This window comes from Pantoea sp. S61, from assembly GCF_016625145.1.
GTDB classification, from domain to species: domain Bacteria; phylum Pseudomonadota; class Gammaproteobacteria; order Enterobacterales; family Enterobacteriaceae; genus Pantoea; species Pantoea rwandensis_B.
In genome coordinates, this window is sequence record NZ_JACVUO010000072.1 from 1 (window position 1) to 235 (window position 235).

The following is a 235-nucleotide window of genomic DNA, read 5'->3' on the forward strand; positions in this document are numbered from 1 at the left end:
GTTTTTCAGGCGGGCGATCACTTGATCAGGATTACCAATCGCCAGATTTTTCCGCATCCCTTCCACGCTGTAATAGGTATTCGCGGCGATCTCTTCCTCGCTCAACGGCTTGATCAGCCCCTGCTGCACCGGGCGCTCATTCTTGAACCAGGCACCGAAGTAGTTGTAGAAGCGATTAAGTTCAACTGCCGCTTGCTGTGCATCGGCCTCGTCTTCGGCCACAAAACCGTGCTGC

The 235-nt window shown here is 54.5% G+C and carries 1 pseudogene; it reads right to left on the reverse strand.

Going from position 1 to position 235, the window contains the following annotated elements:
* Positions 1-235 (reverse strand): annotated as a pseudogene (locus IAE30_RS29910) (LLM class flavin-dependent oxidoreductase); the annotation flags it as partial.